The sequence below is a fragment of the Arthrobacter sp. NPDC056886 genome (assembly GCF_042788715.1).
GTDB lineage: Bacteria > Actinomycetota > Actinomycetes > Actinomycetales > Micrococcaceae > Arthrobacter.
Genome location: NZ_JBHUBT010000007.1, coordinates 267770 through 292888 on the forward strand (window position 1 = coordinate 267770; position 25119 = coordinate 292888).

The following is a 25119-nucleotide window of genomic DNA, read 5'->3' on the forward strand; positions in this document are numbered from 1 at the left end:
CGTTGCCGGGACCTTAGGATTCTCAGGGGGAGAAGCACGTGGCAGAAAAGTACGAGCTCAGGCGGTTCCGCGCGGTCGAAAAAGGCTCGGCGGACTACGCGCAGGGCACCGCGTGGCTGCGGGGAGTCGGGATCGGATTCTATGACGAGCCGCGCAAGGACGACTTCGTGGACAAAATCATGGCCATGTATCTCGTGGACAACCGTGAGATGACCGGCGTCTACCAGGCCGACGGCGTCGCTGCCCACTCGCTGGCGGCCGAGGTCCCGGTGGCGACTTTCGCCACCCTGCGCAAGGACCTCAACATTGGCTACGGTCGGCAGCTGGAAGCCCACCTCGTCACGGCCGTCACTGTACGCGGGACCCACCGCCGGCAGGGGCTGCTCCGGCGGATGATGACCGAGGACCTTGCCGAGGCGAAGGCGGCCGGCGTCTCACTTGCGGCGCTCACTGCCTCCGAGGCCTCGATCTACGGCCGGTTCGGCTACGGGGTGGCCACCTTCGAGCGCAGCGTGAAGGTCGATACCGGGCCGCGCTTCCGGCTGCGCCATGTGCCGGTCGGCTCCGTGGAGATTGCCGACCGCAAAGTCCTCCTGGAGCTTGCCCCGGAGATCTTCGGACGGGCCCACGGTTCCATGCCCGGATCGATCTCGCGGCAGGAAGCGTACCGGCTGCGGTCCTCGGGCATGCTCGGCCGCGACGGCGGCGAGGACGAGGCCGTCCGATGCGCCCTGCACTACGACGCCGCGGGCACTGTGGACGGGTACGTGTCCTATAAGTTCGCCGGGTGGGACACCAAGCCGTACACCATGGAGATCGTCGACCTCGTGGCGGCGACGGACGCCGCATACCTGGAACTGTGGCAGTTCCTCGGCAGCATCGACCTCGTGGACCGGATCAGCTGGGAGGAAGCGCCGGTGGACGACCCCCTGACCTGGGCGCTGGAGGACCCGCGCTGCGTTGAGTCCTCGGACCACCGGGACATGCTGTGGCTGCGCGTCCTGGATCCGGCCCGGGTGCTGGGGGCCCGCCGCTACTCCGCCGACGGGACCGTCGTTCTTGCCGTACGCGACAGCCTCGGCTTCGCGGCCGGCACCTTCGCCCTCACGGTCACCGGAGGAGAGGCCGCGGTGACGCCGGCTCCGGGTGCTGAGCCGGACCTGTCGCTGGACGTCGCCGATCTCGGGTCCATCTACCTGGGCGCCGTCTGTCCCGTGACCCTGAAAGCCGCCGGCCGGATCACCGAGCACACGGCCGGGGCGGCTCTGACAGCGCGGCTAATGTTCGCCGTCGAACGCTCACCGCATTGCCCCACGCACTTCTAGGCCTCCGGCCCGCGGCGCTGCGGCCTGCGCCGGCGGCGCCGGTCGGGGCGCGAACGGCCCCGCGCGCTTTGACCGGCGTTCGCGGAAACGACTAGACTAAACGGGCGTGCACTACGTGCGCGCATCTACAATCCACAAAATCAGGATGACCCGGCGGAACATTTGCTGTGACGCCGTGCGCTTGGCCTGCATTCCATAATGCCGGCCAAGCGGTTTGCCTGACCGACTAACTATCCACAACGGAGCCCCTACTACATGACCATCACCTCCACCGAGAAGCCCGGTACCCCCGTAGTCGCCATTAACGACATCGGTACCGCTGAGGACTTCCTCGCAGCTGTCGACGCCACCATCAAGTACTTCAACGACGGAGACCTCGTCGAAGGTACCGTCGTCAAGGTCGACCGCGACGAAGTTCTGCTCGACATCGGTTACAAGACCGAAGGTGTCATTCCCTCCCGCGAGCTTTCCATCAAGCACGACGTTGACCCCGGAGACGTCGTCTCCGTTGGCGATCAGGTCGAAGCCCTGGTGCTCACCAAGGAAGACAAAGAAGGCCGCCTGATCCTCTCCAAGAAGCGTGCTCAGTACGAGCGTGCCTGGGGCGACATCGAGAAGGTCAAGGAAGAAGACGGTGTTGTCACCGGTACCGTCATCGAGGTTGTCAAGGGTGGTCTTATCCTCGACATCGGTCTGCGCGGCTTCCTGCCCGCATCCCTCGTCGAGATGCGCCGTGTGCGCGACCTCGCTCCGTACATCGGTCAGCAGATCGAAGCCAAGATCATCGAGCTGGACAAGAACCGCAACAACGTTGTTCTTTCCCGCCGTGCATGGCTCGAGCAGACCCAGTCCGAGGTCCGCTCCACGTTCCTCAACAAGCTGGAAAAGGGCCAGGTCCGTCCCGGCGTCGTTTCCTCCATCGTCAACTTCGGTGCCTTCGTGGACCTGGGCGGCGTAGACGGCCTGGTTCACGTTTCCGAGCTGTCCTGGAAGCACATCGACCACCCGTCCGAGGTTGTCGAAGTTGGCCAGGAAGTCACCGTCGAGGTTCTCGAGGTCGACCTGGACCGCGAGCGCGTCTCCCTGTCGCTCAAGGCTACGCAGGAAGATCCGTGGCAGACCTTCGCCCGCACCCACGCCCTCGGGCAGGTTGTTCCGGGTAAGGTCACCAAGCTGGTTCCGTTCGGCGCGTTCGTTCGCGTTGAAGACGGCATCGAAGGCCTGGTCCACATCTCCGAGCTCGCCGTGCGCCACGTTGAGCTGGCCGAGCAGGTTGTCTCCGTTGGCGACGAGCTGTTCGTCAAGGTCATCGACATCGACCTCGAGCGCCGCCGCATCTCGCTCTCCCTCAAGCAGGCCAACGAGGGCGTCGACGCCGACAGCACCGAATTCGATCCGGCACTCTACGGCATGGCCGCAGAGTACGACGAAGAGGGCAACTACAAGTACCCGGAGGGCTTCGACCCGGAGTCCAACGAGTGGCTTGAAGGCTACGAGAACCAGCGCGCCGCCTGGGAGCAGCAGTACGCTGACGCCCAGACCCGCTGGGAAGCCCACAAGAAGCAGGTTGCCCAGCACGCTGCCGACGACGCTGCAGCTGCAACGTCCGGCGAGAGCGATTCCGGCACCACCAGCTACTCCTCCGAGCCGGCTGCAACCGAGACCGGTGCAGGCACGCTTGCTTCGGACGAGGCTCTTGCCGCTCTGCGCGAGAAGCTGACCGGCAACTAATTGCCCGTGTTCCTCACGGAGTCCGCTCCTTGAGGCCAGGCAGTTTGTAGCTTGAAGGTGGCCGTCCCCTCGGGGGCGGCCACCTTTCTTTGTGCCCCGGGGGACATGCCCATTTTTGGAGTTCGCCCGTAGGCATGTTTGGATTATGCCCAGTCCCGGCCACGTGAGCGGGACATGTCCAGTGCTGGGAGGCCCGCACCATGCATTGGCGCCGGACATGCCCCGCAGCTGCCCTCAGCACCGGACATGCTCATTTTTGAAACCCTTTCCCTAGGGACATGCCCACTTTTCGAGCTCGCCCGTGGGCATGTGTGGCTTGTGCCCACTCCTGGCCCCGGGCGCGGGACATGTCCAGTGCTGGGAGGCCCGCACCATGCCCTGGCGCCGGACATGCCCCTCGGCTGCCCTCAGCACCGGACGTGCTCATTTTTTTTAAGCCCTCACCCTGGGGACATGCCCATTTTTGGATCTCGCCTGCGGGCATGTGGATTATGCCCAGTCCCGGCCACGTGAGCGGGACATGTCCAGTGCTGAAAAGCCCGAGCCAGACCTGGGCGCCGGACATGTCCAGTGCTCGGTGCCCACGCCATGCTCTGGCGCCGTGCATGCCCCTCGGCTGCCCTCAGCACCGGACATGCTCATTTTTTAAGCCCTCACCCTGGGGACATGCCCATTTTTGGATCTCGCCCGTGGGCATGTGTGGATTATGCCCAGTCCCGGCCCCGTGCGCGGAACATGTCCAGTGCTCGGAGGCCGGCGGCGAGGTGGATGTGGGCTCCTTGACGGCTGCCCGGCGTTGAGCGCAAACTCGGCAGGTTGAGATATTCGCCGCCGACGATGAGGGGACTTCCATGGCTGATACTTCAGGGGCTGTTGAATCGCAGGACACAGTCAGGGCCGCGGGTCCGTGGCCGCGGGGCATCGGTGCCGTTACCTTGTTTGTCGAAGACCTGGCCAGGACGAAGGGCTTCTATGAGGCAGTCTTCGGGTTGCCGCTCATTTTCGAGGACGATGTCTCTGCTGTCTTCAAGTTCGAGAACACGTTGATCAACCTGCTCGATGTCTCCGAAGCTCCCGAGCTCATCCGGCCCGCCGCAGTGGCCAGCGCAGATTCCGGTGCCCGAATGCAGTTCACCATCGCAGTGGACGACGTCGACGCCGTGTGTAGCGAGTTGTCCCGCCGGGGAGTCGAACTGCTCAACGGCCCAATGGACCGGCCCTGGGGTATCCGCACCGCCTGCTTCCGCGACCCTGCCGGACACATCTGGGAAATTGCCCAATAGAAGTTGGCCCAGACTGACCTCTCAGGGTTCGCCCGACGGGCATGTCCCTTGCCGGGTGCGTGGGACGGGCATAAGGGGAATGGGCGTAGTGCTCGCAGCCACGGGAGGGCATGTCCAGTCCTCGACCTGAGCCCAGGGGCTGGCCGCGGGAGGGCATGTCCACTGCTGGGTGCGCGGGATCGGCATAAGGGGAATGGGCGTAGTGCTCGCAGCCGCCGGAGGTCATGTCCAGTGACGGGTGGCGAGTCCGGCCCCGGATGCCATGCCGTCAGTGCAGCGGGATCTTGCCTCTGACTGGCACCGTATCCGTTTCCGAGGCTGCACCGGTGACGAGCTCGGCACCCGAGGATTTCAGCAGTGCGACGGCACCCACATTGCCGGCCGTGGTTTCGGCCACCAGGACGGCTGCCCCTGCAGCTGCGGCCCGATCCTTCACAAGGCGCAGCGCCTCGCGGCCCACGCCACGGCCACGGAAGCTCCGGGCCAGCCAGATTCCGGTTTCCAGCGTCCCGCCAACAGCCCCGCCAGCAGCATCCGTCCCGCCGCCAGCCCCAGCCCCGCCAACAGCCCCGGCCCCGCCAGCCGCATCAGCCCGGCCGCCCCCGGCGTCGCCAACAGCCACAGCCCCGCCGCTCGCCCCGCCAGTCCCAGCCCCAGCCCCGTCCCCGCCACCAGCCCCAGCCACGCCCGCCAATGATGGCTGCGGGTCCGTCCGCCTCAGCCGGACGGATCCTGCCAGCTGCCCGTCGCAGCTGATGGCCCATCTCTTCTGACCCGCGGGACCGTCCAGACCGGCTGCGGCGGCGCGGTGGAATTCGCGGAACCAGCTGATCCGATCGGTGTTCCAGCCGGGGGTCGTACCCAGCGGCGGGGTGACCTCGTCGGCGTCGGCGTCCCGGAGCGCAAGTTCCAATAGCTGCTCGAGCAGGGCTTCGCTGACGTCAAGGAGCGCGACCCCGGGCACGGGCTCAGCTGATGGGGACATCGATCCACTCCGTTTCTCCGGGCACCAGCGATGCGCTGCCGGCTGACATCGCGGCCACGCGGTCCGCGGCCCGGGCCAGTTCTTCCGGATCATCCGGCAGCGCCAGCCTCAGGACAGTAGTCTGCGCCTCGTAACGGGTTTCGGCCATGACATACCCCGCGGCGCGCAGATCATTCTCCAGCCGCCCGGCCACGGCGTGCTGCACCGGCACCGCGCAGATTCGCAGCCGGCGGCGCCGCACGAGGGGCGCGAGTTCCAGCGCCCCGGAGACGGATTCGGAATAGGCCCGCACCAGGCCGCCGGCGCCCAGGAGGATGCCGCCGAAATAGCGCACCACAATCGCGGCGACGTCGCTGAGGTCGGCGACGCCGGGTGCGGTCTCCCGCTTCAGCAGCGCTTCGAGCATGGGCAGGCCCGCGGTGCCGGACGGCTCGCCGTCGTCGTTGGAGCGCTGCACGTCCCGGTCGGGGCCGAGCACGAAGGCGAAGCAGTGATGCCGTGCGTCGTGGAATTCGCGGCGCAGGCGGGCCAGGGCAGCGCGGGCGGCGTCCTCGTCCGGAGTGCGGGCCAGGACGGTGATGAACCGGGACCGCTTGACCTCGATTTCGTGGCGGAACTCGGACCCTGCGGCAAGGGTGGTGTAGACGGCCGTCCTGCTCTCGGGGGGTTCAGCCGCATCTGCCACCGGTTCAGTTTAGTCTGGTGAGGTGTTGAAGATCGGGTTGACCGGCGGAATCGCCTCGGGGAAGTCCATGGTTGCGTCGCGCCTGCGGGAGCTCGGCGCAGTGCTTGTCGACGCCGACGCGCTGGCCCGTGAGGTGGTGGAGCCAGGCACGCCCGGGCTGGCGAGCGTGGCCGCCGCCTTCGGTGCGGCCACCCTGACGCCGGACGGCCGGTTGGACCGCGCCCGGCTAGGTGCCCTGGTCTTCGGCGATCCGGAGCGCCTGGCCGTGCTCAATGGGATCGTCCACCCCTTGGTGCGGGAGCGCGCCGCAGCGATTGTTGCTGCCGCCCCGGCCGGCGCCGTCGTGGTCCAGGACATCCCGCTGCTGGTTGAAACCGGACAAGGGAAGAACTTCCACCTGGTGGTGGTGGTGGATGCCCCGGACGACGTCCGGATCCAGCGGATGGCCGAACACCGCAACATGAGCGCTGAGCAGGCGCGCGCCCGGATGAACGCCCAGGCGGGCCGCGAGGACAGGCTGGCCGCGGCGGACGTCGTGCTGGAGAACTCCGGCACCCCCGAGGAACTCAGGCATGCGGTGGACGCGCTGTGGGAGCAGCGGCTGACGCCGTTCGCGGTGAACCTCAAGGAACAGAGGATTGCCCCGCGGACGGGAGGGCCGGTCCTCGCCCCTGCCGATCCGGCCTGGGCCGCCCAGGCCGGCCGGCTGATGGCCCGGCTGCAGGCCGTGGTTCCGCGGGATGTCCTGGCCATGGACCACATCGGCTCCACGGCCGTCCCGGGCCTTGACGCCAAAGATGTGATCGACCTCCAGCTGAGCGTCCGCGACCTCGACGCCGCGGACCGGATCGCCCCGCTGCTGGCCGACGCGGGATTCCCGCGCTGGCCCGGCATCATCGCCGACAACCCCAAGCCCGCTCACCCGGACCTCGCCGACTGGGGCAAACGGCTGCACGGCAACGCCGATCCCGGCCGGCCGGTGAATCTTCACCTCCGCGCGGCCGGCTCCCCGGGCTGGCGCTACGCACTGTGCTTCCGCGACTGGCTCCGGGCCGATGCCGCGGCCCGGACGGACTATGTCGCAGAGAAGAAGCGGGTGGCCGGGCTGCACGAGACAGACAGGTCCACTGCCCGCTACGCGGCCGACAAGGAGGGCTGGTTCACCGACTACGCCGCGCCCCGCATGGAAGCGTGGGTGCAGCGCACGGGATGGGAGCCGCCGTCGTACCCGGATGATGAGAGGGCGGATGATGAGAGGGCGGACGACGGCGGAGCGGGCGGCAGCCGTAGCGGCAGCGTCAACGACGCCACCGGCAGCGCCGTGAGCCCAGGTACTGCCCAAAGCTGAATCAGGACATCCTGTCGCAGCCCGGCGGTAGATTAGGTACATGAGTCTTGCCCAGGAAATCAACCGCGTCGTGGCGCCCTTCGAGGTCATCAGCGAGTTCCAGCCGGCGGGTGACCAGCCGGCCGCCATCGCCGAACTGACCGAACGGATCAAGAACGGCGAAAAAGACGTCGTGCTGCTCGGCGCCACCGGTACCGGTAAGAGCGCGACGACGGCCTGGCTGATCGAGCAGGTCCAGCGTCCCACCCTGGTGATGGTGCAGAACAAGACGCTCGCCGCGCAGCTGGCCAACGAATTCCGGGAACTGCTGCCGAACAACGCGGTGGAGTACTTCGTCTCCTACTACGACTACTACCAGCCCGAGGCCTACGTCGCCCAGACGGACACCTTCATCGAGAAGGACTCCTCCGTCAACGAGGAAGTCGAACGGCTCCGGCACTCCGCCACCAACGCGCTGCTGACCCGCCGCGACGTGATCGTGGTGGCTACCGTCTCCTGCATCTATGGCCTGGGCACCCCGGAAGAGTACATCGCCGGCATGGTGACCCTCCGCAGGGGCGCGGAGATGAACCGCGACGACCTGCTCCGCAAATTCGTCTCCATGCAGTACACCCGCAACGACATGGACTTCCACCGCGGCACGTTCCGGGTGCGCGGCGACACCGTGGAAATCATCCCCATGTATGAGGAGCTGGCCATCCGGATCGAGTTCTTCGGGGATGAGATCGAGAACATCCAGACCCTTCACCCCTTGACCGGCGAGGTGCTCCGGGACGAGACGGAAATGTACGTCTTCCCCGCCTCGCACTACGTCGCCGGGCCGGAGCGGATGGGCCGGGCGATCAAGAGGATCGAAGACGAACTGGCCGAGCGCCTCGCGGTGCTGGAAAGCCAGAACAAGCTGGTCGAGGCGCAACGGCTCCGGATGCGCACCACCTATGACCTGGAAATGATGCAGCAGATGGGTTTCTGCAACGGCATCGAGAACTATTCCTCGCACATTGACGGCCGCGCCCGCGGGACAGCGCCGCACTGCCTCATCGATTACTTCCCGGACGACTTCCTCCTGGTGATCGACGAATCCCACGTCACAGTCCCGCAGATCGGCGCCATGTACGAGGGCGACATGTCCCGAAAGCGCAACCTCGTGGACCACGGCTTCCGGCTGCCCTCGGCGATGGACAACCGCCCGCTCAAGTGGGACGAGTTCCAGGACCGGGTGGGCCAGGCCGTTTACCTCTCAGCCACCCCGGGCAAGTACGAGCTCGGCAAGTCCGACGGCTTCGTCCAGCAGATCATCCGCCCCACCGGCCTGATCGACCCCGAGGTCGTCGTGAAGCCCACGAAGGGGCAGATCGATGACCTCCTGGGTGAAATCCGGACCCGCACCGCGAAGAACGAGCGAGTCCTGGTCACCACCTTGACCAAGCGGATGGCCGAGGACCTCACGGACTACCTGCTGGGCCATGGCGTGAAGGTGGAGTACCTGCACTCCGACGTCGACACCCTGCGCCGCGTGGAACTCCTGCGCGAACTGCGGATGGGCGTCTTCGACGTCCTGGTCGGCATCAACCTGCTCCGGGAAGGCCTCGACCTCCCGGAGGTGTCGCTGGTCAGCATCCTGGACGCGGACAAGGAAGGCTTCCTGCGCTCCTCGACGTCCCTGATCCAGACGATCGGCCGTGCCGCCCGCAACGTGTCCGGCCAGGTGCACATGTACGCCGACCGGATCACCGACTCGATGGCCCACGCCATCGACGAGACGAACCGCCGCCGCGCCATCCAGGTTGCCTACAACACGGAGAAGGGGATCGATCCCCAGCCACTCCGCAAGAAGATCGCGGACATCACCGACCAGCTGGCCAAGGAAGATGCCGACACCCGCGAGCTGCTGGCCGCGGCCGGCAAGAACCGCGGCAAGGGCAAGGGCGCCGCACACATCCGCGCGGACGGCCTCGCGGCCGCCCCGGCGGAGGACCTTGTTGGCCTGATCGAGCAGCTCACGGAACAGATGCACGCCGCAGCCGGGGAGCTGCAGTTCGAGCTCGCCGCCCGGCTCCGCGACGAGGTGGGGGAATTGAAGAAGGAACTGCGGCAAATGCAATCCGCGGGGCACGCCTAGGGTAAACTCGGACGAACGTAGGGGAGTATCCCAAGCGCTACGATCGTCAACACGCACGGCATAGATGCCGTGCCGGGCGTAGCGGGCAGCCAGGCAGCGTCATGTGCCGGCGGTCGGAGAGACTTACACCGCTGAGCTGTACCCTACGAAAGGTATTTCCCCGTGCCCGAGCTTCCCCTATGGTTTGAGATCGGCTCGTTTGTCGTCCTCGGCGTCATCCTTGCCATCGACCTGCTGATGGTCCTCAAACGCCCGCATGAGCCCTCCATGAAAGAAGCAGGGCTGTGGGTTGCGTTCTACGTGGCCCTGGCCCTGGTCTTCGCCGGCGCCATGTTCGCCTTCACCGGCCCGGAATTTGGCGGCCAGTTCATCGCCGGCTGGGTGACGGAATACAGCCTGAGCATCGATAACCTGTTCGTCTTCATCATCATCATGGCGCGCTTCTCGGTACCGCGTAAGTACCAGCAGGAAGTGCTCATGGTGGGCATCATCATCGCCCTCATCCTGCGCGGCATATTCATCATGCTCGGCGCGATCGTGATCGAGCAGTTCAGCTGGGTGTTCTACATCTTCGGCGCCTTCCTGCTCTGGACCGCCTGGAAGCAGGCCCAGGACGAGGGCGAGGACGAGGAAGACAAGGAAAACCCGCTGATCGCCCGGATCCGCAGGATCCTGCCGATGTCCGAGAAGTTCGACGGCGGCAAGCTCCGCACCGTCGTCGACGGCAAGAAGGTCTTCACCCCGATGCTGATCGTCTTCGTGACCATCGGCATGACCGACCTGCTCTTCGCCGTTGACTCCATTCCGGCCATCTTCGGCCTCACCCAGAGCGCCTTCATCGTGTTCACCGCGAACATCTTCGCCCTGATGGGGCTGCGGCAGCTGTACTTCCTACTCGGCGGCCTCATGAACCGGCTCATTTACCTCAAGCACGCCCTGTCCGTGATCCTGGCGTTCATCGGCGTCAAGCTGGTCCTGCACGCCATGCACGTCAACGAGCTGCCCTTCATCAACGGCGGCCAGCACATTGAATGGGCGCCCGAGATCCCCACCTACGTCTCGCTCGGAGTGATCATCGGCACCATCGTCATCGCGGTGGTCGCCAGCCTGGTCAGCTCCAAAGCGTCCAAGTCGAAGTTGGACGCCCGGCTGGAAGAAGACTCCCGCAAGAGCCTGAGCGACGTCGACTAGCACCGCCACGCCGCGTACCAGCCGGGTTCCCGGCAGCGCACAGCGAGCCCCAAACAGTTGCGGCGCTGGACCTTCACGGGTCCAGCGCCGTACTTGTTTTGGGCCAGCCACCCTCAGCCGGCCGCCATCAATTCAGAGCAGCCTGTGCCGCGTCAGCGGCGGGCGGAACGGGCCATGCCCAGCAGACGCCCGAAGATCGCCTCGCCGTCGTCCGCGATGCCGTCATGGTGGAACTCGCCGGTCTCCCACACGTGCAGGCCCCGGACGGCCGCCGCTGTTTCCAGAGAGAGCTCGCGGTCCACGTAGATGTCGTCTGTGTAGACGGCCGCGGCGACGGGCACGGAATTGAGCGCCAGCCTCTCCGGATCGTATAGCGGAGCCCAGTCGTCCTTTTCCGCGAGCAGCCGGGCCACGTCCCGCAGCGGGCGCAGGGCGGGGTCCTGCTCGAAGTACCAGGGGTAGACCATTTCCCCGGTCAGGAGCGGCTCAGCGGCGTCGGGACGGAACTCCGGGAACTCCGCCAGCACGCGCCAGGCGGCCCAGTTGGTGGCCCCCGCCTGGCCATAAATGGACTCGTGCATCAGCGCGTACAAGGGGTTCGAGGCCCGGGACACGAGCCCCCTGACCTGTTCCAGGAAGCCGTCCGAGAGGCGGTCGCCGTCGGGGGTGGCCACGAAGGCGTCTTCGAGCAGGTGGTGCAGCGCGTCCACCCGGGTGTTGCCGCCCAGGAACGAACCCACCATCTGGAACCGTTCCACGGTGAGCCGGCCGCCGTCGGGCAGGAACTCCTTCGTGTCCCGCAGGTGCCGGGCGATCCGGGTGACGGCGGCCCGGTCCTCGGGGTACCAGTCAAAATACTCGGCGTTCCGGGCCGCGACCCGCCGGAACGTCGCGCGGTACACACGCTCCGCGGCGCCGCCCAACGGGGCCAGGCCGCCCGTGACGAGCACCTCGCGCAGCCCCTCGGGGGCGAACGACAGGTAGCTGAGCGCGCAGAACCCGCCGTAGCTCTGGCCGTAGATGGTCCAAGGGGCGGAGCCCAGTGCGGCCCTGATGGCCTCGGCGTCGGCAACGATTGAATCGGCGCGGAAGTGCGTCAGGTAGCGGGCCTGTTCCACGTCGGTGCCGCGCAGGGGCAGCGTGTTGCGGTCCACGGCCGAGGACAGGCCGGTGCCGCGCTGGTCCAGCATGAGGATCCGGAAGTCCCTCGCGGCGGCCTTGCTCCAGCCGCCCAGGGACGGGAACCGGTTGCCGCGGCCGCCGGGACCGCCCTGCAGGAAGAGCAGCCAGGGAAGCTCGGCGGCGTCTTCCTCGCTGTGTTCGGTCGAAACGTACTCGCGGGCGAACACCGAGATGGTCTCGCCGCGCCGCCCCGCCTCGCTGAAGTGGTCCAGGGGGACTTGGAAGTAGTGTTCGGCGGTCCGCATTCCACGGTAGGTGTGGCGTGCCCGGACGCTGTGCCGGATGTTGCGCCGGGCGTCGGACGCAGCTTCCAGGAGGGAGGCCCCCATGAGCCCGGTCACCGGCAGATCAGCCACGGGTGGCCGCCTCGCGGGAGTCGGCGGCGGAACCGGCGGGGGAGCCTGCGCCGGATAGTTGGCCGGCAACTGTGCCGGAACCTGCGCGGCGGCCGCCGAAAGCCGCCAGCGCCGCTCCAGTGAGGCGGAACGTGGACCATTCCTCCATCGGTGCGGCGCCAAGCTTCTTGTAGAACTGGATGGAGGGCTCGTTCCAGTCCAGGACACTCCATTCGACGCGCGCATAGCCGCAGTCGACGGCGGTCGCGGCCAGGTGCTGCAGGAGTGCCTTGCCGTGGCCCTCGCCGCGGGCCTCCGGCCTGACGTAGAGGTCCTCCAGGTAGATCCCGTGGACGCCTTCCCACGTGGAGTAGTTCAGGAACCAGAGGGCGAAGCCGCGCACCTCGCCGGCCGCGTTCTCCGCCATGGTGGCGAAGACCCTCGGATTCTCGCCGAAGAGGGCCTCGGTGAGCAGTTCCGGGGTGTTCCGGACGGCGTCCGGTTCCTTCTCGTAGAGGGCGAGGTCGTGGATCATCTGCAAGATGGCAGGGACGTCAAGAGGCGCGGCAGGCCGGATTACACTCATTATTCGAGTTTACTCGCGGCGCGAACCGTCCCCGGGCCGCCGCCCGCCGGTTAGAGGCGGTTAACGTCTGTGACGCGGACGACGGCGGTCCCGGACTCGTCCGAAGCCGCCAAATCCACCTCGGCGGAGATGCCCCAGTCGTGGTTCCGGGCCGGATCGTCAAAGATTTGCCGGACCTTCCACACGCCGGGTTCCTCGGTGATGATCAGCAGCCCGGGGCCGCGCGCGTCCGGGCCGGTGCCGATGTCGTTGTGTTCGTCGAAGTAGTCATCCAGGACGTCCTCCCAGCGCTCCGCGTCCCAGCCGGAACCGGCGTCGAGCTCGCCCAAGGTGGTGGCGGCCTCGTCGGCGAACAGCTCCACGCGGCGGAACATCTCGTTGCGCACCATCACGCGGAAGGCCCGGATGTTGGAGGTCAGCGACGGCGGCGGGGGCGGGGGAGCGTCGTGCGGTGTGGGTGCCGCGCCTGACGTCAGTTCTTCCCATTCGTCGAGCAGGCTGGAGTCGACCTGGCGGACCAGTTCGCCCAGCCAGGCGATGAGGTCCTCGAGGTCCTCCCGGAGGGCATCCTGCGGGACGGTCTGGCGGAGCGCCTTGAAACCGTCGGCGAGGTAGCGCAGCACGATCCCCTCCGAGCGGGCCAGGCCGTAGAACTGGACGAACTCGCCGAAGTTCATGGCACGCTCGTACATGTCACGGACCACGGACTTGGGGGCGAGCTCGAAGTCGCCGACCCAGGGCGCGGCCTTGCGGTAGACATCGAAGGCCTCGCCGAGGATCTCCGCGAGGGGCTGCGGGTAGGTGACCTCCTCGAGCATCGCCATCCGCTGGTCGTATTCGATGCCGTCCGCTTTCATCGCCGCGATCGCCTCGCCGCGGGCCTTCTTCTGCTGTGCGGACAGGATCTGGCGCGGCTTCTCCAGGGTTGCCTCGATCACGGACACAACGTCCAGGGCGTACGACGGCGATTCCGGGTCCAGCAGCTCCAGCGCGGCGAGGGCGAACGGGGACAGGGGCTGGTTGAGGGCAAAGTTGGCCTGCAGGTGGACCGTGAGCCGGACCGTGCGGCCGTCCGCTCCCTGCTCCTGCGGCGGGATTCGCTCCACGACGCCGGCGGCGAGCAGCTCGCGGTAGATGCCCAGGGCCTTCTTCATGAGCCGCAGCTGTGCCGGGCGGGTCTCGTGGTTTTCGGTCAGCAGGCGGCGGGCCGCCTGGAAGGGGTCGCCGGGGCGTTCCATGAGGTTCATGAGCATCGCGTGCGTCACGGTAAAACTCGACGTGAGCGGATCCGGAACAGACTCGACCAGCCGCTTGTAGGTCGGCTCGCCCCAGGACACGAAACCCTCGGGGGGCTTCTTCTTGACCACCTGGCGCAGCTTCTTCTGGTCGTCGCCGAACTTGGCCGTGGCCTTGGCCATCGCCTTCACGTTCTCCGTCACGTGCTCCGGGGCCTGGACCACCACGGTCCCGGCGGTGTCATAGCCGGCGCGTCCGGCGCGGCCGGCGATCTGGTGGAATTCGCGGGAATTCAGCAGCCGGGTGCGGACGCCGTCGTACTTGCTCAGGGCCGTGAGCAGCACGGTGCGGATGGGCACGTTGATGCCGACCCCCAGGGTGTCCGTGCCGCAGATGACCTTCAACAGGCCGGCTTGGGCAAGCTGTTCGACCAGCCGGCGGTACTTCGGCAGCATGCCGGCGTGGTGGACGCCGATGCCGTGCCGGACCAGCCGGTTGAGGGTCTTCCCGAAGCCCGCGGCGAAGCGGAACCCGGCGATGAGCTCGGCAATCTTGTCCTTTTCCTCGCGGGTGCACACGTTGATGCTCATCAGGTTCTGCGCCCGGTCGATCGCTTCGACCTGGCTGAAGTGGACCACGTAGACCGGGACCTGCTTGGTGGCGAGCAGCTCCTCAAGGGTCTCGTGGACCGGGGTCTGCTCGTAGTAGTAGTGCAGCGGGATGGGACGTTCCGCGGAACTGACCGTGGTGCTCGCCCGGCCGGTCAGTTCGCGGAGGCCGTCCTCGAAACGGCTGACATCGCCGAGGGTCGCCGACATCAGCAGGAACTGCGCCTGGGGCAGTTCCAATAGCGGCACCTGCCACGCCCAGCCGCGCTGCGGGTCCGAGTAGAAGTGGAACTCGTCCATGATGACGGCCCCGAGTTGGGCCGCCGCACCTTCACGCAGGGCGATGTTGGCCAGGATTTCGGCGGTGCAGCAGATGATCGGGGCGTCCTGGTTGACGCCGGAGTCGCCGGTGATCATGCCGACGTTGTCGGCACCGAAGATCTCGCAGAGGGCGAAGAACTTTTCCGAGACGAGGGCCTTGATTGGGGCGGTGTAGTAGCTGCGCTGCCCGCGGGCCATGGCCTGGAAGTGCGCGGCGATGGCCACGAGCGATTTTCCGGATCCGGTCGGCGTGGCCAAGATGACGTTGGAACCGGCGGCCAACTCCATGATGGCCTCGTCCTGGGCGGTGTAGAGGGCAAGGCCGCGGGTCTCAGTCCACTCGACAAACCGGGTGTAGAGCTCGTCCGGGTCCAGGGCCGTCCTGCCGGAGACTCGGGCGGCCGGGGCGGGGAGCTGATCAACGAGTTTCATTGCTGTCCAGCTTAGTGCCCGCGTACTGCCCGCGGCACCGGCGGGAGCCTGCGCCACACGCATCGACAGTACGCCTCCTTGGCTGGCCTACGGGGCGGGGCTAGGCTTCGGGTAGGACGACTTTGCCCGGACTGGAGGCGCCATGAAGTGGGATCCCGAGAAATATGTGCAGTTCGGGGATTACCGGAACAGGCCATTTTTTGACCTGACGGGGCGGATTCATGCCGAAGCCCCGCGGCACGTCGTGGACCTCGGCTGCGGTCCCGGTAACCTGACCGCGACGCTCGCGGACCGGTGGCCGGGCGCCCAGGTTGTGGGCCTGGACTCCTCGCCGGAAATGCTGGCCACCTCGAAGGATTACGCCGCCGCGGCGGCCAATCTTTCCTACGAACTGGCCGACATCGCGCACTGGCTGCCGTCCGGAGACACGGACGTGGTGGTCACCAACGCCGCCTTGCAGTGGGTGCCCGGCCACCGGAAGATGTTGCCCGAATGGCTCGATGCCCTCAAGCCGGGCGCCTGGTTCGCGCTTCAGGTCCCGGGGAACTTCAACGCCCCGTCCCACACCCTGATGCGGGAACTGGCCGAGTCCCCGGCCTGGGCGGGGCGGCTCGCCGGGGTCCTGCGCCACGAAGACGTGGTGGGGGAGGCGGCGGAGTACCTGGAGATCATGCTCGACGCCGGTTGCGCCGCCGACGCCTGGGAGACCACCTACATGCAATTGCTCCCGGGCGCCCACCCCGTTTTGGAATGGGTCCGCGGCACTGGACTACGGCCGGTCCTTGCGGCCCTGCCCGAGGACGAGGCCACGGAGTTCGAGGCCGAATATTCGGCGCGGCTCGACGAGGCGTATCCCGCGGGCCGGCACGGGACCGTCTTCCCGTTCCGGCGCACGTTCGCGGTGGCGCAAAAAACCGGGTAAGCGGCGTGTCTGTCGGATGACATGAAGCACTCCGGAATGGGGCTTACAATGACGTGGCGGTATGGGGGCGGCCGTTAGGCTGATTCCATTCCGGGCCCTGGGCTAGTTATGGAGGTTCGGTGCTTATAGGCCTGATGTCGCGGCTGCTGTCCGCGCACAAGGGGAGCGTGCTGGCCATCGCTGTGCTGCAGCTCGTCCAAGCCACCGCCAACCTGCTCCTGCCCACCCTGAACGCCGCGATCATCGACGACGGCATCATCGGCGGCGACAAAGGGGAAATCCTCCATCTCGGCGGCTGGATGGCCGGAATCGCCGCCGTTCAGGTGATCACGGCCATCGCGGCCGGATATTTGGGCGCCGTCGTCGCCATGGAGATCGGCGGCCAGCTGCGGCAGGAACTTTTCGCGAAGGTGCAGTCCTTCTCCTCCCAGGAGGTCAGCGTTTTCGGTGCGCCAAGCCTCGTCACCCGGGCCACCAACGACGTCGCCCAGATCCAAAACCTCGCCATCTTGGTTTTCATCATGCTGATTGCTGCACCAGCGATCTTCATCGGCGGCATCGTGCTTGCCGTGCACCAGGACGTTGTGCTGTCCTGGATCGTGGTGGTGGTGATCCCGGTTCTCACGGTGATCATGACCGTGATCGTGCGCCGCCTGATTCCCCTGTACCGGCAGGGCCAGGGACTCCTTGACCGGATCGGCCGGGTGCTGCGTGAGCAGATTATCGGCGCCAATGTCATCCGCAGCTTCGTCCGGCAGGACCACGAAATCCGCCGCTTCGATGAAGCCAACAAGGACCTTACGCGGAACAACCTGAAATCTGCCCTCCTTGTCGCCGCCATGATGCCGATGATCATGTTCGTGGTCAACCTGTCTTCCGTGTTCGTGGTGTGGTTTGGCGGCCACCGGATCGACGCCGGCGAAATGAGGCTCGGGGCCCTGACGGCGTTCATCGCCTACATCTTGCAGATCCTGATTGCCATCATGATGGCGATGTACGTCTTCATGACCGCCCCCCGGGCGGCGGCGTGCGCCGAACGGATCCGCGAGGTGCTGGACACGGAACCAGCCATCGCGGATCCGGCCACCCCTGTCGGCAGCGCCCCTGCCGACAAGGCGGCACACGCCGGCAGCACTGTCGATTTCCGGAACGTGTCCTTCGCCTATCCCGGCGCCGAAGCGCCCGTGCTCGACGGCGTCTCGTTCACCGCCAGGACCGGGACCACGACGGCGATCATCGGCGCCACCGGCAGCGGCAAGTCGACGCTCCTGAACCTGCTTCCCCGCTTCCTCGACACGACCGCCGGCGGGATCAGCATCGGCGGGCGCAACGTGCGGGACATGCCGCTGGAGGCCCTGCGGGACCTCATCGCCATGGTCCCGCAGCAGTCCTATCTCTTCACGGGCACGGTCGCGGCTAACCTCCGGCTCGGATCGCCCGCCGCGGACGAGCCCGAATTGTGGCAGGCGCTCGAGGCCGCCCAGGCCGCCGACTTTGTCCGCGCCCTGCCATTAGGACTCGAAGCGCCCGTGAGCCAGGGCGGCACCAACTTCTCCGGCGGCGAACGGCAACGCCTGTGCATCGCGCGGGCACTGCTTAAGAATGCCCCGGTCTACCTGTTCGACGACAGCTTCTCGGCCCTGGACTACGGAACCGACGTCAGGCTCCGCGCGGCCATCGAGCCCCTGTTGCATTCGGCCACCGTGCTGATCGTGGCCGAACGGGTGTCAACAATCGTGGACGCCGGGCTGATCCTCGTTCTGGAGGACGGCTGCGTCGTCGCGCAGGGAACGCACAGCGAGCTGATGGAGTCCTCGCCCAGCTACCAGGAAATTGCCGATTCCCAGCTGGTCCTGGAGGAATCTCCGTGAGCCGCGCGGGGGCACACCGCGCCGGGACCACCGCAGGGGCCCGTGTCCCGGAACGCATCAAGTGGCAGACCGCCGGCCGGCTGCTGCGCCTGCTTCTGCCGCTGAGATGGCGGATGGCCGGTGTCATCGCCGCCACCTGTGCGTTCGTGACACTCAACGTGGCGGCCCCGAAGGTCCTGGGCGACGCCACCGACGTCGTCGTCGCGGGCTTCCTGGGCGGCTCCCTCGACGAGCACGCTCTGGCCGCGAAGCTCCTGGCGGTCTCTGCCATGTACGTTGGGGCGTCGCTGTTCAGCTGGATCCAGGGCAGCCTGACCGCCACGGCGGTGCAGCGCCTCAGCTACGGGCTCCGCGGCTCCGTGGAACAGAAACTCCACCTGTTGCCGTCCAGCCATTTCGAGGAGCAGCGCCGCGGCGACGTGCTCAGCCGGGCCACCAACGACGTCGACAATATCTCCCAGGCCCTCAACCAGTTGCTGAACCAGCTGATCATGTCCGTCCTTATGCTCTCCGCCGCACTCGCCATGATGCTGTGGCTTTCGCCCCTGCTGGCACTGATCGCGGTCCTGTCGGTGCCGGTGTCCACGGCCATCACCGTGCTCGTGGCCCGGCACTCCCAGGCCCACTTCAAGGAGCAGTGGAGCAGCACGGGGGCACTGAACGCCCAGCTCGAAGAGTTCTTCACCGGGCACGAAGTGGTGAAGGCCTTCGGCCAGCAGGAGGCATCTGCGGTGAGCTTCCGGGAGTGCAACGACAAGCTCACGCGATCGAGCACCCGCGCCCAGTACTTGTCCGGTATCGTGCAGCCGCTGTTGATGTTTGTCGCCAACCTCAACTACATTGCGGTGGCCGTCGTGGGGGCGCTCCAGGTTACCGCGGGGGCGATGACCATCGGCGGCATCCAGGCGTTCGTCCAGTTCTCCCGCCTCTTCAGCCAGCCCGTGGGCCAGATCGGCGGAATGCTGAATCTCGTGCAATCCTGCCTGGCCTCGGCCGAGCGCGTGTTTGAGTTTCTTGACGCCCCGGAAATCCCGCCAGACAGCGCAGTGCCGGCTGTTTCGGCCAACGGCGCCGGCAGGCTTCACCGCGCCGACACCCCGCGAAAACTCCACGTCCCGCGCAAATCCTCCAATGGGTGCAACTCCCGTGCCCGGGGCAGGTCCCAGGTCCCAACGAATTGGGGCGCGGTGGCGGGCCGGGTCACATTCGAGCACGTCAGCTTCAGTTACAGCCCCGGCACCCCCGTGGTGAAGGACCTCTCCTTCACAGTGGAGCCGGGACAGACTGTGGCAATTGTGGGACACACCGGGGCCGGCAAAACCACCGTGGTAAACCTCCTGATGCGCTTCTACGAACTCGACTCCGGGCGGATCCTGGTGGACTCGACTGACATCGCCACCATCCCGCGGGACGAGCTCCGCAGCGCCTTCGGCACCGTCCTGCAGGACGCCTGGCTGTTCACCGGCAGCATCCGGGAGAACATCGAATACGGCCGGCCCGGTGCCGCCGACGCGGACATCGTGTCGGCGGCCCACGCCAGCCACGTGGACCAGTTCGTCAGGTCCCTTCCGGCCGGCTACGCCACGATGCTCGGCAACGACGGCGACTCCCTGAGCCGGGGCCAGCGCCAGCTCGTCTCGATCGCGCGGGCGCAGATTGCCGGGCGCAGCATCCTGGTGCTGGACGAGGCAACGAGTTCCGTCGACAGCCGTACCGAGGTGCAGATCCGGCATGCGATGGAGCGGCTGCGGGAAGGTCACACGAGCTTCGTGATCGCGCACCGTTTGTCCACGGTGCGGGACGCTGATCTAATTCTCGTCATGGACCACGGACGAATCGTTGAACACGGGACCCATCAGCAGCTGATGGCCACGCGCGGGCTCTACAAGGATTTGTACGAGGCGCAGTTCGCCGGTCGCGAACAGGTCCCGGCCGTCCCGGAGGCGGAACAGTGAGTCCCACGGACACCGCGGGGGAGCGCTTCCCCGGTGCCTGGCGGACCAATCCGGCCAGCTCCGTGCCCCTCTTCGAACAGCTCCGGCTACACGTCATTGAACGCGCCGACAATGGCACCCTCGCGCCGGGCACCAAGCTTCCGGCGGTGCGGAGCCTCGCGGGCGAACTGGGCGTGGCACCCCACACCGTGGCGCGGGCCTACAAGGAACTCGAGGCCGCCGGCGTCGTGGTGACACGGGGCCGGAACGGCACCGTTGTTTGTGCCCGCGATGCCGCCTGGAGTTCGCTGTCCGCCGCCGCCGCCGAGTTCGCCGCGGCTGCCAAAGCCCAGGGCGCAAGTTTCGCCGAGGCTGTGCAGTTGCTGGCCGCCGCCTACGACCGCCAGTAGCACATCCGGTGCTGCCCCTGGCGCGCAGAATAGTTTTTCGAAGAAGTTTTCGATTAGCATTAGATTCGTGCCTAAAGCTGTAGCTGAAGATCCAGCCGTTGAAGTCCATTCCGCCGTCGAGCCGTTGACAGCCCGGGATGCCGCCCTGTCCCGCCCCGTCCTGAAGCGTCCGGACATGACGCGCCTGGTGGTCAAGGGCGCCCGCGAGCACAACCTGCGCAACGTGGACCTGGACCTGCCGCGCGATGCCATGATCGTGTTCACCGGCCTGTCCGGCTCCGGCAAATCATCCCTCGCGTTCGACACCATCTTTGCCGAGGGCCAGCGCCGCTATGTCGAGTCGCTCTCCGCCTATGCCCGGCAGTTCCTGGGCCAGGTGGACAAGCCCGACGTCGATTTCATCGAGGGCCTTTCGCCGGCCGTCTCCATCGACCAGAAGTCCACGAGCAAGAACCCGCGCTCCACCGTGGGCACCATCACCGAGATCTACGACTACATGCGCCTGCTTTGGGCCCGCGTGGGCCGGCCGTATTGCCCCGTCTGCGGGGAGCTTGTGACCAAGCAGACTCCGCAGCAGATCGTGGACCAGTTGCTCGAGCTCCCGGACGGCACACGCTTCCAGGTGCTGGCCCCCGTGGTCCGCGGCCGCAAGGGCGAATTCGTCGACCTCTTCAAGGAACTCACCGCCAAGGGCTACTCGCGGGCCCGTGTGGACGGCGAGCTGATCCACCTGAGCGAACCGCCGAAGCTGGGCAAGCAGTTCAAGCACACCATCGAAGTGGTGGTGGACCGCCTGGTGGTCAAGGAAGGCATCAGCCAGCGCTTGACCGACTCCGTCGAAACCGCCCTCGGGCTGGCGGAGGGCCGCATCCTGGCCGAATTCGTCGACCTCGAAGCCGACGATCCGGAGCGGATCCGGGCCTTCTCCGAACACCTCGCCTGCCCCAACGAGCACCCCCTGGCGATCGACGAAATCGAGCCCCGCTCCTTCTCGTTCAACAACCCTTTCGGCGCCTGCAGCGCGTGCAGCGGCATCGGCACCAAGCTGGAAGTCGACGAGGAACTCCTGATCCCCAACCCGGAGCTCTCGCTCTCCGAGGGGGCCATCGCGCCGTGGTCTCTGGGCACCGCCACCACGGAGTACTGGAACCGGCTGCTGGCAGGCCTCGCGGACGAGCTCGGCTTCTCCATGACGACGGCGTGGGAGAAGCTGGGCGCCGACGTCCGGCAGACGGTCCTGCACGGCAAGGACCACAAAGTGGTGGTGCAGTACCGCAACCGCTTCGGCCGGGAACGCAAGTACAGCACCGGCTTTGAGGGCGTGGTGCAGTACGTCCACCGCAAGCATGGCGAGACCGATTCGGACTCCGCGCGCGACCGCTACGAGGAGTACATGCGCCAGGTCCCGTGCCCGGCCTGCAACGGCGCACGGCTGAACCCTGCCTCCCTGTCGGTGCTGATTAACGGCAAGTCAATCGCCGAGGTCGCCGCGCTGCCCATGCGTGACTGCGCTGACTTCCTCGACAACCTCGTCCTCACCGGCCGCGAAGCCCAGATCGCCCACCAGGTCCTCAAGGAAATCCAGGCCAGGCTGACCTTCCTCCTCGACGTCGGACTCGAATACCTGAACCTGGAACGGCCCTCCGGCACCTTGTCCGGCGGCGAAGCCCAGCGCATCCGGCTGGCCACCCAGATCGGTTCCGGCCTCGTGGGCGTGCTCTACGTCCTCGACGAGCCCTCGATCGGCCTGCACCAGCGGGACAACCGCCGCCTGATCGAAACCCTGACCCGGCTCCGGGATCTCGGCAACACCCTGATCGTGGTGGAGCATGACGAGGACACCATCCAGGAGGCCGACTGGGTGGTGGACATCGGACCGGGCGCCGGCGAGCACGGCGGCATGGTGGTCCACTCCGGCTCCTACCAGGCCCTGCTGGAAAATACGGATTCACTCACCGGCGACTACCTCTCGGGCCGGAAGAAAATCGAGATCCCCAAAAAGCGGCGCAAATACGACAAGAAGCGCGAGCTCAAGGTGGTCGGGGCCAAGGAGAACAACCTCCTGAACATCGATGCCAGCTTCCCGCTGGGCCTCTTCACCGCCGTCACCGGCGTCAGTGGCTCGGGCAAGTCCACGCTGGTGAACGAGATCCTCTACAAAGTGCTCGCCAACAAGCTCAACGGCGCCAAACAGGTGGCCGGCCGGCACAAGTCCGTCCAGGGCCTCGAGCACCTGGACAAGGTGGTGCACGTCGACCAGAGCCCCATCGGACGCACCCCGCGCTCCAACCCGGCCACCTACACCGGCGTGTTCGACCACATCCGGAAGCTCTTCGCCGAGACCACCGAGGCCAAGGTCCGCGGCTATCTGCCGGGCCGGTTCTCCTTCAACGTCAAGGGCGGCCGCTGCGAGGCCTGCTCCGGCGACGGCACGCTGAAGATCGAGATGAACTTCCTGCCGGACGTCTACGTCCCCTGTGAGGTCTGCCACGGCGCCCGGTACAACCGCGAAACCCTGGAGGTCCACTACAAGGGCAAGACCATCGCGGACGTGCTGAACATGCCCATCGAGGAAGGGGCGGAGTTCTTTGCCGCCTTCTCACCGATCGCGCGGCACCTCAACACGCTGGTCGACGTCGGCCTTGGCTACGTCAGGCTGGGCCAGCCCGCCACCACGCTCTCCGGCGGCGAGGCGCAGCGCGTGAAGCTCGCGGCCGAGCTCCAGAAACGCTCAAACGGCCGCAGCGTCTACGTCCTGGACGAGCCCACCACAGGCCTGCACTTCGAGGACATCCGCAAGCTCCTCATGGTGCTGCAGGGCCTCGTGGAGAAGGGCAACACGGTGATCACCATCGAACACAACCTCGATGTCATCAAGAGCGCGGACTGGATCGTGGACCTTGGCCCCGACGGCGGCTCGGGCGGCGGCCGGGTGATCGCCTCCGGAACGCCGGAGCAGGTGGCCAAGTCGAGCGAAAGCTACACGGCCGCCTTCCTCGCCGAGCTTCTCGCCTGACGCCCGCCGCCGGGACCGTGCGGGCGGAGAGAGCATGCCTGCGCCCGCACGCGTCCCCGCCCGTACGGGAATGTCTTCGCCTGACGAATCCGGCGGATGTATTCCTGAACGAGTATGCGAATTTCTGGCATCTCCACACTCGTGAGAAACTAAGCCGGTGACGCATACAACAGTGCCCGTGATCTTTGACCTTGACGGCACTCTTGTCGATCCCGCCGGGGGGATTACGGGCGGAATCGCCGCGGCCCTCACCGAGCTTGGCCTGCCGGTTCCGGATCAGTCCCGGATGGACGCCATGATCGGGCCCAAGCTGAGCCACTCCCTCACGGAAATCGCCGGCGTTCCGCCGTCACTGCTGGCGGACGCCATCCGCATCTATCGCGCGCACTACGTTGCCACGGGGATCGCGCAGAGCCGGCTGTACCCGGGCATCCGGAACCTCCTCGAGGACCTCGCGGCCGCGGGCCGCCCCATCGCCGTTGCCACCCAGAAACCCGAAGGCCTTGCCCGGACCGTCCTGGCGCACCATGGGATCGCCGGGCTCTTCCACAGCATCCGGGGCTCCGCCGCCGACGAGGCCGGCCCGGGAGCGGGCCCTGTTTCCGAAGGCGCTGTTCCCGAAGGCAAAGCCGATATCGTCGCTGCCGCACTCTCAGACCTGACAGCGGGGCACCCTGCGGCCGCCGGCCGTGCCGTCATGGTGGGGGACCGGGCGCAGGACGTAGCCGGGGCCGCGGCGAACGGACTGGACTGCATCGGCGTAGGCTGGGGTTTTGCGCCCGACGGCGAACTGCACACGGCTGGTGCCATCGAGATCGTGCACAACACCACGGCGCTTCACGCGACGATCAACAAACTCTCCGAACGCCCGGGGACCCCAGCCCTGAACGAGGTGCACACCGATGGCAATGTTTGACGCAATCCGCTGGACCACGCGCGGGCTCATATCCTCCACGTGCCGTCCCACGGTCATCGGCCTGGAAAACGTGCCCACGGACGGACCGTTCATCGTGGCGCCGAACCATCTCTCCTTCCTGGACAGCGTGATCGTCCAGGCCCTCATGCCGCGGCCCGTGGCGTTCTTCGCGAAGGCCGAATACTTCACCACCGGCGGCGTCAAGGGCAAGGCCATGAAGTCCTTCTTCGAGGCCGTGGGTTCCATTCCGGTGGAACGCGGCGAACAGGCGGCGAGCGTGCAGGCGCTGAAGACACTGCTGGACATCCTTGATTCCGGCAGGGGCGTGGGGATCTATCCCGAAGGTACGCGCTCCCGCGACGGCATCCTGTACCGCGGCCGCACGGGCGTCGGCTGGCTGGCCCTCACCACGGGCGCACCCGTGATCCCGGTGGGCCTGATCGGCACCGAACACCTGCAGCCCGCGGACAGCAAGTCCGTCAAACCGCAGCACTTCACCATGAAGGTGGGCGAGCCGCTGTATTTCGAGAAAACCGGACCGGACCACTCCCTGCCGGCCCGCCGCCAGGTCACGGACCGCATCATGGATGCCATCGCGGAGCTGAGCGGCCAGGAACGCTCCACGAGCTACAACCAGAGCAAGTCGGCCGAGTAGCGCAAGCCACCCTGCTCCCCGCAGG

The 25119-nt window shown here is 66.8% G+C and carries 18 protein-coding genes; 13 read left to right on the forward strand and 5 right to left on the reverse strand.

Going from position 1 to position 25119, the window contains the following annotated elements; genetic code table 11:
* Positions 1-38: 38 nt before the first annotated feature.
* From ACFRJ8_RS14130 to ACFRJ8_RS14140, 3 genes are all read left to right on the forward strand, one after another.
* A complete protein-coding gene (locus ACFRJ8_RS14130; protein WP_377986791.1) occupies positions 39-1325 on the forward strand; it encodes a GNAT family N-acetyltransferase in 1287 nt (428 codons plus the stop codon).
* A gap of 255 nt (positions 1326-1580) precedes the next feature.
* Positions 1581-3056, forward strand: coding sequence for a 30S ribosomal protein S1 (rpsA, locus tag ACFRJ8_RS14135; RefSeq protein ID WP_026537355.1), 1476 nt, complete (start codon positions 1581-1583; stop codon positions 3054-3056).
* Positions 3057-3907: 851 nt separating this feature from the next.
* Entirely contained in the window at positions 3908-4339 is a 432-nt protein-coding gene (locus tag ACFRJ8_RS14140; protein ID WP_377986792.1) for a VOC family protein, read from the forward strand.
* A 268-nt stretch (positions 4340-4607) separates the two neighbouring features.
* Here the strand turns inward: ACFRJ8_RS14140 and ACFRJ8_RS14145 are convergent, their stop codons facing one another.
* Positions 4608-5324, reverse strand: a complete 717-nt coding sequence (locus ACFRJ8_RS14145; protein WP_377986793.1) for a GNAT family N-acetyltransferase — start codon at positions 5322-5324, stop codon at positions 4608-4610.
* Positions 5308-6009 (reverse strand): IMPACT family protein, encoded by a 702-nt coding sequence (locus ACFRJ8_RS14150; RefSeq protein WP_377986794.1) that lies wholly within the window; start codon positions 6007-6009, stop codon positions 5308-5310. Before ACFRJ8_RS14150 ends, ACFRJ8_RS14145 begins: the two co-directional genes overlap by 17 nt.
* A 22-nt stretch (positions 6010-6031) precedes the next feature.
* Between ACFRJ8_RS14150 and coaE the strand changes: the two genes are divergently transcribed.
* The 3 genes from coaE to ACFRJ8_RS14165 all read left to right on the forward strand — a co-directional run bounded on the left by coaE (position 6032) and on the right by ACFRJ8_RS14165 (position 10670).
* Complete coding sequence (gene coaE / locus ACFRJ8_RS14155; protein ID WP_377986795.1) at positions 6032-7357, forward strand: dephospho-CoA kinase; 1326 nt, start codon at positions 6032-6034, stop codon at positions 7355-7357.
* Between the two features lie 40 nt (positions 7358-7397).
* Positions 7398-9479: an excinuclease ABC subunit UvrB gene (uvrB, locus tag ACFRJ8_RS14160; RefSeq protein ID WP_377986796.1), complete on the forward strand. Its 2082-nt coding sequence runs from the start codon at positions 7398-7400 to the stop codon at positions 9477-9479.
* 162 nt (positions 9480-9641) lie between these two features.
* A complete protein-coding gene (locus ACFRJ8_RS14165) occupies positions 9642-10670 on the forward strand; it encodes a TerC family protein (RefSeq protein WP_377986797.1) in 1029 nt (342 codons plus the stop codon).
* A gap of 152 nt (positions 10671-10822) precedes the next feature.
* On the opposite strand, the gene ACFRJ8_RS14170 is transcribed toward ACFRJ8_RS14165, so the two are convergent.
* From ACFRJ8_RS14170 to ACFRJ8_RS14180, 3 genes are read right to left on the reverse strand one after another with little or no spacing between them, the layout of a single operon-like run.
* Positions 10823-12181, reverse strand: coding sequence for an alpha/beta fold hydrolase (locus ACFRJ8_RS14170; RefSeq protein WP_377986827.1), 1359 nt, complete (start codon positions 12179-12181; stop codon positions 10823-10825).
* A gap of 19 nt (positions 12182-12200) precedes the next feature.
* Entirely contained in the window at positions 12201-12773 is a 573-nt protein-coding gene (locus tag ACFRJ8_RS14175) for a GNAT family N-acetyltransferase (RefSeq protein WP_377986798.1), read from the reverse strand.
* A 50-nt stretch (positions 12774-12823) separates the two neighbouring features.
* On the reverse strand, positions 12824-15370 hold the full coding sequence (locus tag ACFRJ8_RS14180; protein ID WP_377986799.1) for a DEAD/DEAH box helicase: 2547 nt from the start codon (positions 15368-15370) through the stop codon (positions 12824-12826).
* Between the two features lie 142 nt (positions 15371-15512).
* Here ACFRJ8_RS14180 and ACFRJ8_RS14185 point away from each other — a divergent pair, with 142 nt between their 5' ends.
* The 7 genes from ACFRJ8_RS14185 (at position 15513) to ACFRJ8_RS14215 (ending at position 25094) form a co-directional block, all read left to right on the forward strand.
* A complete protein-coding gene (locus ACFRJ8_RS14185) occupies positions 15513-16292 on the forward strand; it encodes a trans-aconitate 2-methyltransferase (protein WP_377986800.1) in 780 nt (259 codons plus the stop codon).
* A gap of 134 nt (positions 16293-16426) precedes the next feature.
* Positions 16427-18163: an ABC transporter ATP-binding protein gene (locus ACFRJ8_RS14190; protein ID WP_377986828.1), complete on the forward strand. Its 1737-nt coding sequence runs from the start codon at positions 16427-16429 to the stop codon at positions 18161-18163.
* Between the two features lie 113 nt (positions 18164-18276).
* The gene (locus ACFRJ8_RS14195) at positions 18277-20118 is read left to right on the forward strand and encodes an ABC transporter ATP-binding protein (RefSeq protein ID WP_377986829.1); all 1842 of its coding nucleotides are present in this window, start codon (positions 18277-18279) and stop codon (positions 20116-20118) included.
* Positions 20115-20507, forward strand: a complete 393-nt coding sequence (locus tag ACFRJ8_RS14200) for a GntR family transcriptional regulator (RefSeq protein WP_377986801.1) — start codon at positions 20115-20117, stop codon at positions 20505-20507. Before ACFRJ8_RS14195 ends, ACFRJ8_RS14200 begins: the two co-directional genes overlap by 4 nt.
* Positions 20508-20574: 67 nt before the next feature.
* On the forward strand, positions 20575-23523 hold the full coding sequence (gene uvrA, locus ACFRJ8_RS14205) for an excinuclease ABC subunit UvrA (protein ID WP_377986802.1): 2949 nt from the start codon (positions 20575-20577) through the stop codon (positions 23521-23523).
* A 157-nt stretch (positions 23524-23680) separates the two neighbouring features.
* Positions 23681-24439 carry an HAD hydrolase-like protein gene (locus tag ACFRJ8_RS14210; RefSeq protein ID WP_377986803.1) on the forward strand — a complete coding sequence of 253 codons (759 nt, stop codon included), beginning with the start codon at positions 23681-23683 and terminating at the stop codon, positions 24437-24439.
* Entirely contained in the window at positions 24426-25094 is a 669-nt protein-coding gene (locus ACFRJ8_RS14215; protein WP_377986804.1) for a lysophospholipid acyltransferase family protein, read from the forward strand. Before ACFRJ8_RS14210 ends, ACFRJ8_RS14215 begins: the two co-directional genes overlap by 14 nt.
* Positions 25095-25119 lie beyond the last annotated feature (25 nt).